General features: G+C 65.4%; 7 protein-coding genes. 4 read left to right on the forward strand and 3 right to left on the reverse strand.

Features of this window, described 5'->3' with window-relative positions:
• Position 1: 1 nt before the first annotated feature.
• The gene (gene gatA, locus ASE52_RS19195; RefSeq protein WP_057228369.1) at positions 2 to 1,504 is read right to left on the reverse strand and encodes an Asp-tRNA(Asn)/Glu-tRNA(Gln) amidotransferase subunit GatA; all 1,503 of its coding nucleotides are present in this window, start codon (positions 1,502 to 1,504) and stop codon (positions 2 to 4) included.
• A 7-nt stretch (positions 1,505 to 1,511) separates the two neighbouring features.
• On the reverse strand, positions 1,512 to 1,811 hold the full coding sequence (gene gatC / locus ASE52_RS19200) for an Asp-tRNA(Asn)/Glu-tRNA(Gln) amidotransferase subunit GatC (protein WP_010467054.1): 300 nt from the start codon (positions 1,809 to 1,811) through the stop codon (positions 1,512 to 1,514).
• A 217-nt stretch (positions 1,812 to 2,028) separates the two neighbouring features.
• Between gatC and ASE52_RS19205 the strand changes: the two genes are divergently transcribed.
• From ASE52_RS19205 to mrdA, 4 genes are all read left to right on the forward strand, one after another.
• Entirely contained in the window at positions 2,029 to 3,072 is a 1,044-nt protein-coding gene (locus tag ASE52_RS19205; protein ID WP_010467056.1) for a rod shape-determining protein, read from the forward strand.
• A gap of 129 nt (positions 3,073 to 3,201) precedes the next feature.
• Entirely contained in the window at positions 3,202 to 4,125 is a 924-nt protein-coding gene (gene mreC / locus ASE52_RS19210) for a rod shape-determining protein MreC (RefSeq protein ID WP_057228371.1), read from the forward strand.
• A 76-nt stretch (positions 4,126 to 4,201) separates the two neighbouring features.
• Positions 4,202 to 4,720 carry a rod shape-determining protein MreD gene (gene mreD / locus ASE52_RS19215; protein WP_057228373.1) on the forward strand — a complete coding sequence of 173 codons (519 nt, stop codon included), beginning with the start codon at positions 4,202 to 4,204 and terminating at the stop codon, positions 4,718 to 4,720.
• Positions 4,721 to 4,818: 98 nt separating this feature from the next.
• Positions 4,819 to 6,759, forward strand: a complete 1,941-nt coding sequence (mrdA, locus tag ASE52_RS19220; RefSeq protein ID WP_057228375.1) for a penicillin-binding protein 2 — start codon at positions 4,819 to 4,821, stop codon at positions 6,757 to 6,759.
• A gap of 141 nt (positions 6,760 to 6,900) precedes the next feature.
• Here mrdA and ASE52_RS19225 read toward each other — a convergent pair whose 3' ends face one another.
• Positions 6,901 to 7,797: a DMT family transporter gene (locus ASE52_RS19225; RefSeq protein ID WP_057228377.1), complete on the reverse strand. Its 897-nt coding sequence runs from the start codon at positions 7,795 to 7,797 to the stop codon at positions 6,901 to 6,903.
• Positions 7,798 to 7,911: the final 114 nt, after the last annotated feature.

Here is a 7,911-nt window from a genome sequence, read left to right on the forward strand (position 1 = left end):
GTCACAGACCTCCGGGTTGGCGGAGGTGGAAATCGGTGGCTTGCTGCAGGCGGTGCGCAGCGTTCAGAAGGCGGGCTTCCTGGAAGTAGTTGCCAATCAGCTGCAGCCCCACGGGCAAACCCCCTTCGCCAAAACCTGCAGGCGCGCTCATGCCGGGCAGGCCGGCCAGCGAGCCGGGCAGGGTGAAGATGTCGGCCAGGTAGTCGGCCAGCGGGTCGGCGCCATGCTCGCCCAGCTTCCAGGCCACGGTGGGGGCCACGGGGCCGGCGATGAGGTCGCAGCTCTTGAACGCGTTCTGGAAGTCGTCGGCGATCATGCGGCGGATCTTCTGCGCCTGCAGGTAATAGGCGTCGTAGTAGCCGTGACTCAGCACATAGGCGCCGATCATGATGCGGCGCTTGACCTCGTCGCCAAAGCCTTCGGCGCGGGTCTTCTTGTACATGTCCACCAGGTCGGTGTAGTCCTTGGCGCGGTGGCCGAACTTCACGCCGTCGAAGCGGCTGAGGTTGGACGAGGCTTCGGCGGGGGCAATGATGTAGTACACGGGGATGGACAGCTCGGTGCGCGGCAGGCTGATGGGCACGAGCTTGGCGCCGAGCTTTTCGTATTCCTTCAGGGCGGCGTCCACGGCGGCGCGCACATCGGGCGCCAGGCCTTCGCCAAAGAACTCGGCGGGGATGCCGATGCGCAGGCCGTCAATGCTGTCGTTGAGCTTCGCGCTGAAGTTCTCGGCAGGCACATCGAGCGACGTGGAGTCGCGGTCCGGGTCGGGGCCGCACATGGCAGACAGCAGCAGCGCGCAGTCTTCGGCCGAGCGGGCCATGGGGCCGGCCTGGTCGAGGCTGGACGCAAAGGCGATCATGCCGTAGCGGCTGGCGCGGCCATAGGTGGGCTTGATGCCGGTGATGCCACAAAACGATGCGGGCTGGCGGATGGAGCCGCCAGTGTCGGTGCCGGTGACGGCCGGGGCCAGGCGCGCGGCCACGGCCACGGCGCTGCCACCCGACGAGCCGCCGGGGATGCGGCTGGTGTCCCAGGGGTTGCGCACGGGGGCCGGGGCGCCAAAGCCCACAGGGGCGACGGCGGAGTTCTCGTTGGACGAACCCATCGCGAACTCGTCGCAGTTGAGCTTGCCCAGCGTCACGGCGCCCGCATCGGCCAGCTTGGTGACGACGGTGGCATCAAAGGGCGACTGGTAGCCCGCGAGCATCTTGGAGCCCGCCGTGCTGGGGAAGTCGCGCGTGACGAAGATGTCCTTGTGGGCAATCGGCACGCCTTCCAGTGCGCCCGCCGTGCCAGCGGCAAGGTGCGCATCGGCGGCCTGGGCCTGGGCCAGGGTGGCGTCTTCGTTCAGGGCCACATAGGCGCCCAGATTCTGGTGCGCTTTGGCGCGGGCCAGGAAATGCTGGGCGGCTTCGACGGCAGAAAATTGCTTGTTGCGCAGGCCGGTGGCCAATTCGGAAACGCCCAGGTCGTGCAGGGCTTTGGTCGTTGTTGTGCTCATGCGCGTCTCACTCGATCACTTTGGGGACGAGGAACAGGCCGCGCTCTACAGCGGGTGCGCTCTTCTGGTTGGCTTCACGCTGGTTGGGCTCGCTGGCCACGTCCTCGCGCAGCCGCAAAGCCACGTCCTGGATGGCAGCGACGGGGTGCGCCAGGGGCGTGATGCCCGAGGTATCCACAGCCCGCATCTGTTCCACGATGTCAAAGAAGCCATTGAGCTGGGTCAGCATGCGCTCACTTTCGGAGGGTGTCAGCTCAAGCCGTGCCAAATTGGCGATGCGGCCGATGTCCTGGGGGGTCAGTGCCATAGGGAGGAGAATCTAGAGAAACCAGAAGTAAAGCTGTGATCCGGGCCGCGCCGGAGGGAGTTATTCACAGGGGATGGGGTATTATCCCGGCTTTGCCGCAATACCCCCTTCACTGCCGGTTTTTGTGCGAAAAAAGCGATTTTTGACCCCCACCCACACCCTGACACACCTGGCGATGGCAGGCCGACGTGCATGCCGTGCCTGAGAGGATTTTTGAATGTTCGGAGCTTTCCGTCGGTATTTCTCCACCGACCTTGCCATTGACCTTGGCACCGCCAACACCCTCATTTTCGCCCGCGACAAGGGCATTGTGCTTGACGAACCTTCCGTCGTCGCCATCCGCCACGAAGGCGGGCCGCACGGCAAGAAAGTCATTCAGGCGGTAGGCCGCGAAGCGAAAGCCATGCTGGGCAAGGTGCCCGGCAATATCGAGGCCATCCGGCCCATGAAGGACGGCGTGATTGCTGACTTCGTGATCACCGAACAGATGATCAAGCAGTTCATCAAGATGGTGCACCCGCGCACGCTGTTCACCCCCAGCCCGCGCATCATCATCTGCGTGCCCTGCGGCTCCACCCAGGTCGAGCGCCGCGCCATCAAGGACGCTGCAGAAGCCGCTGGCGCTACTGCCGTCTATCTGATCGAAGAACCTATGGCCGCCGGTATCGGCGCGGGCCTTCCGGTGTCCGAAGCCTCGGGCTCCATGGTCGTGGACATCGGCGGTGGCACCACCGAAGTCGGGGTGATTTCGCTGGGCGGCATGGTCTACAAGGGCAGCGTCCGCGTCGGTGGCGACAAGTTTGACGAAGCCATCATCAGCTACATCCGCCGCAACTACGGCATGCTGATCGGCGAACCTACGGCCGAGGCCATCAAGAAGAGCATTGGCTCGGCCTTCCCTGGTTCGGAAGTGCGCGAGATGGAGGTCAAGGGCCGCAACCTGTCCGAAGGCGTACCGCGCAGCTTCACCATTTCCAGCAACGAAGTGCTGGAGGCGCTGACCGACCCGCTTAACCAGATCGTCTCTGCCGTGAAGAACGCGCTGGAGCAGACCCCGCCCGAGCTGGGCGCCGACATCGCCGACCGCGGCATGATGCTGACCGGCGGCGGCGCGCTGTTGCGCGACCTGGATCGCCTGCTGGCCGAAGAAACCGGCCTGCCGGTGCTGGTGGCGGAAGACCCGCTGACCTGCGTGGTGCGCGGCTGCGGCATTGCGCTGGAGCGCATGGACCGCCTGGGTAGCATTTTCACGAGCGAGTAAGCCTGCGGGCCTGTATGCTGCAGGCACTTTTTCGCTCTGAACTGCATGACCGCACCTGCTCCATTGCTTCTGTCTGAGCACATGCCCGTGGAGTTGCCTCCACGCGGCAGATCCTGACCGCTTCGCACGATGCCACTGGGTACTCTTGAGCGCAGCGCTCCCCCTTTCTTCAAACAGGGCCCTTCGGCCCTGTCGCGTTTGGCCGTCTACAGCGCACTGGCGCTGTTTCTCATGGTGGCCGATGCGCGCTTTCAGCTCACCGGGCCTTTTCGGCAGGCGGTGGCCACCGTGCTCTATCCGGTGCAATGGCTGATGCTCAAGCCCGTGGAGTTTGCGAGCCACGGCGCGGACTATTTCCAGTCGCTGCAGACCGCCCAGGAAGGGCTGGATGCCGCGCGCCAGAAGATGACCCTGATGGGCCAGCGCGCCAACCAGGCGGAACAACTGGCCCTGGAAAACGGGCGGCTGCGACAGCTCTTGGCGCTGCGCGACCGCCTGGAAACCCCGGCGCAGGCCGCAGAGGTGATCTATGACACGGCCGACCCCTATACGCGCCGCGTGGTGATCGACCGCGGGCAGATGGGCGGCGTGATGTTGGGTGCCCCGGTGATGGACGAGGCGGGCGTGCTGGGCCAGGTCACGCGGGTTTTTCCGCTCGTGAGCGAAGTCACTTTGCTGGTGGACCGCGACCAGGCCATTCCCGTGCTGAACGTTCGCACGGGCGCGCGCGGGGTGGCCTATGGCGATCCCGTGGCCGGACACGGCGGCGGCATGGAGCTGCGCTTCATGCCTGCGAATGCCGACGTTCGCGAGGATGACCTGCTGACGACCAGCGGCGTGGACGGTTTGTACCCCTCGGGCCTGCCCGTGGCACGGGTGCTGCGGGTGGAGCGCCGGGCCGACTCCGCCTTCGCCAGGGTCTACTGCACGCCCCTGGCCCAGGTGCAAGGGGCACGCCACGTGGTGGTCCTCCAGCCCTTGGCCGAGAACGCGCTGCCGCGGCCGGAGCCCGCGCACCCGACGCCCGCGAAACGCGGAGGGCGCCGGGGATGACGAAGTACGTGTCAAGGAGGCGGTGGCTGGACCACGGCCTGCGAAAGGGTGAACCCCTTTCGAAAGGGAGCGCGCGATGATCATGCCGCGCGGCGAGCCGCTGCTGCTTCCGGTCAACCCGGTATTTATTGTCGCCAGCCTGGCTGTGGGGCTGGCCATCAACATGCTGCCACTGGGCCGCATCGTCTGGACGCCTGATGTGCTGATGGTGCTGCTGGTCTTCTGGGGCGTGCACCAGCCACTGCGCATCGGCATGGGCGTGGCCTTCCTGCTGGGCCTGTGCATGGATGTGAGCCAGTCGGCGCTGCTGGGCCAGCATGCGCTGTCCTACACCGTGCTGTCGTTTGGCGCGATTGCCATCCACCGCCGCCTGCTGTGGTTCAGTGTGCCGTCGCAGGCCTTGCAGGTGTTGCCCCTGTTTGCCCTTGCCCACGCCATCGAGCTCTTGCTGCGGATGGCGTCCGGGGGCATATTCCCGGGACTGTGGAGTTTTCTCGCGCCAATGCTGGAGGCCCTGCTGTGGCCTCTGGCCAGTTGGGTGCTGCTGGCCCCGCAGCGACGCCCGCCCGACCGCGACCAGAACCGGCCTTTGTAGCCCATGCCTTCCTTGATGCCAGCGCGTTTTGCCAACGGTCCGTATTTGCCCGTGGACGGTAAGCACGGGACTGCGTGTGCCCGAATGGGGGGTAGGGCGTGACCGAGGTGCGCAGCAGCGAAGCCGATGCGTCGCGCTTTCGGATGCGGGCGTTGGTCATCGGCGCACTGGTGTTTTTTGCGTTCTGCCTCATCGCTGCCCGGCTGGTGTATCTGCAGGTGGTCCGGCACGAAGACCTGGCGGCGCAGGCGGAGAGCAACCGGACGGCCGTCGTGCCCATCGTGCCCAACCGGGGGCTCATCCTGGACCGCAACGGCGTGGTGCTGGCCACCAACTATTCGGCCTACACGCTGGAGATCACGCCTTCGCGCGCGGGGGTGCTGGACGAAACCATCGATGAGCTGTCCAAGGTGGTGGAGATCCAGAGCCGTGACCGCCGCCGCTTCAAGCGGCTCATGGAAGAGTCGCGCAACTTCGAGTCCCTGCCCATCCGCACGCGCCTGACCGACCAGGAGGTTGCGCGTTTTACCGCCCAGCGCTACCGCTTCCCGGGTGTGGACATCAAGGCGCGCCTGTTCCGCAACTATCCCATGGGCGATGTGGCCAGCCATGCCATCGGCTACATCGGCCGCATCAACCAGACCGAGAAGGCGCGCATCCAGGATTCCGAGGACGAAGCCAACTACCGGGGTACGGAATACATCGGCAAGCTGGGCATCGAGCAGAGTTTCGAGTCCGCCCTGCATGGCGCCACCGGCGTCGAGCAGATGGAAACGTCGGCGGGCGGGCGGGCGGTGCGCAAGCTCTCCAGCCACGCGGCCACGCCTGGTGACAGCGTGATGTTGTCCATCGACATCAAGCTGCAAAAGCTCATTGAAGACATGTACGGCAACCGCCGGGGTGCGCTGGTGGCCATCGACCCGCGCAACGGCGAGATCCTGGCTTTGGTCAGCAAGCCCACATTCGATCCCAATCTTTTTGTCGAGGGGATTGACGTGGAGAACTGGACGGCGCTCAACGAATCCATCGACAAGCCTCTGCTCAACCGCGCCATGCGCGGCACCTACCCGCCAGGCTCCACCTACAAGCCCTTCATGGCGCTGGCTGCGCTGCAGCTGGGCAAGCGCTCGCCCAGCCTGGTGGTCAACGATCCGGGCTTCTACACCTTCGGCGGCCACACCTTCCGCAGCCATGAAGGTGGGCTGGGCGGGGTGGACATGCACCGCGCCATTCAGCAATCGAGCAACACCTACTTTTACTCGCTGGCGGTGGAGATGGGTGTGGATGCCATCCATGACTTCATGAAGCCGCTGGGCCTTGGGCAGGCCACGGGCATCGACCTCAATGGCGAGGTGCGGGGCACCTTGCCCAGCACCGAGTGGAAGCGCAATGCCTACAAGCGTCCCGAAATGAAGCGCTGGTTTCCTGGCGAAACCGTGTCGCTGGGCATTGGCCAGGGCTACAACAACTTCACCATGCTGCAGCTGGCGCTGGCGCAGGCCACGCTGGCCAACGGGGGCACCCGTTACCGGCCGCACATGGCCAAGGCCGTGAAGAATGCGGTTACGGGGGCCATCACCGAGATCCAGCAGCCCCCTGGCGTAGACCTGGGTTTTCTGCCCAAGAACGTGGACATCGTGCGCAACGCCATGGTCGCCGTGAACAAGGGCGGCACCGGCACGCGCGTGTTTGCCGGGGCGCCGTACACGGCCGGTGGCAAGACCGGCACCGCCCAAGCGGTGACCATGGGGCAGAACGTCAAATACAACGCGAAGTCCCTCGAAGAACACCAACGCGACCATTCGCTGTTTACCGCCTTTGCCCCGGCCGAAAACCCCAGCATTGTGCTCGCGGCGATTGTGGAAAACGCCGGCTTCGGCGCGGCCCATGCCGCCCCCATCGCGCGCCGGGTGTTTGACTACTGGCTGCTGGGCGAATACCCCAACGAGGAAGATCTGGCAGCCGTGCAGAAAGGCCTGGCCTCCGCGCCGATTGGCAAGCCACGCAAGGCGAGCGAAGTGCAGATGATCGCTCCCTAAGCCATTGGTTCAAAAAAGATAGCTGGTAGCGCAATACAGATAAGCGTCAGGGCCTATTTTTAGTAAGATTTTCGTTCTCAACCGGTCTCCGTCCCGCTCCGTCCCGCTCCGTCCCGCTCCGTCCCGCTCCGTCCCGCTCCGTCAGGCCCGTTGCACGGTGCCGGTCCGCCCAGTGGGCTGGATCTGGCTGAACACCAGGGCTGCCACGATCAGCGCGGCACCACCGAGCCCTGCCCAACCCAGCCTTTCGCCCAGCAGCGCCCAGGCCGTCAGCGCTGCGAACACAGGTTCCAGCCCGAACACGATGGCGCTGCGCATGGCGTCCACGCGCTGCTGGCCCCAGGCCTGCAGCGTCACCACCACCACGCTGGCGAGCAGGCCCAGATAGAGCAGCGCCAGCAAGGCATCCACAGGCAGGTCTGCCGTGGAGCGCAGCCAGTCCATGCCACCGCCCTGCGCCAGCAGCAGCGCGGTGGAGGCCAGCGCCATCACCGTGGCTTGTGCGGCGGCCATGCGCGTGGCCCGCAGCGGCTGCGCCGCCGTGCGGCGCGCGCATTCCTCCAGCGCCAGGATGTATAGCGCGTAGAACACGGTGCTGGCCAGCGTCAGCGTATCGCCCAGGTTCCAGGGCTCGTTCTCATGGAACATCAGCGCCATGCCTGTACACGCCAGGGCGCACGCCGCCCACAGCCGCCAGCCGTAGCGCCGGCCCAGGAAGGCCATGGCGATCAGGGGCACCACCAGCACGTTGAGCCCGGTGACAAACGCGTTGCGGTTGCTGCTGGTGCGCGCCAGCCCTTCGATCTGCAGCCAGAACGCCAGGAACAGCAGCAGGCCCAGTGCGCAACCCCAGCGCCGTTCGTGCCGCAGCATGCCGCGCCACAGCGGCGCCAGCACCACCAGCGCGATCACAAAACGCAGCCAGATGATCTGCAGCGCATCGAGCTGCGCCGAGAGCAGTTTCATCGCCGGGAACGTGGTGCCCCACACCACTGTGACAACCAGCAGGGCCATCAGGCCCCAACGTTCAGTACGCATCGGAAGAATTCCCCAAACCAATAAGAACCTGTTCAAAGTCTTTTTGGAGTTGCACAAGTGCCTTGCCGGGATGGGATGCAAGGCGCGGGGCGCAGCCAATAGCCCGTGCTATTG

It is taken from the genome of Acidovorax sp. Root275 (assembly GCF_001428965.1).
Taxonomy (GTDB): Bacteria; Pseudomonadota; Gammaproteobacteria; order Burkholderiales; family Burkholderiaceae_C; genus Acidovorax; species Acidovorax radicis.

Excerpts from the sequence above, each read along its gene's own strand:
- ASE52_RS19205 (WP_010467056.1), top strand. The coding sequence starts at position 2,029 with ATGTTCGGAGCTTTCCGTCGGTATTTCTCCACCGACCTTGCCATTGAC.
- mreD (WP_057228373.1), top strand. The coding sequence starts at position 4,202 with ATGATCATGCCGCGCGGCGAGCCGCTGCTGCTTCCGGTCAACCCGGTA.
- ASE52_RS19225 (WP_057228377.1), bottom strand. The coding sequence starts at position 7,797 with ATGCGTACTGAACGTTGGGGCCTGATGGCCCTGCTGGTTGTCACAGTG.
- mreC (WP_057228371.1), top strand. The coding sequence starts at position 3,202 with ATGCCACTGGGTACTCTTGAGCGCAGCGCTCCCCCTTTCTTCAAACAG.
- gatC (WP_010467054.1), bottom strand. The coding sequence starts at position 1,811 with ATGGCACTGACCCCCCAGGACATCGGCCGCATCGCCAATTTGGCACGG.
- gatA (WP_057228369.1), bottom strand. The coding sequence starts at position 1,504 with ATGAGCACAACAACGACCAAAGCCCTGCACGACCTGGGCGTTTCCGAA.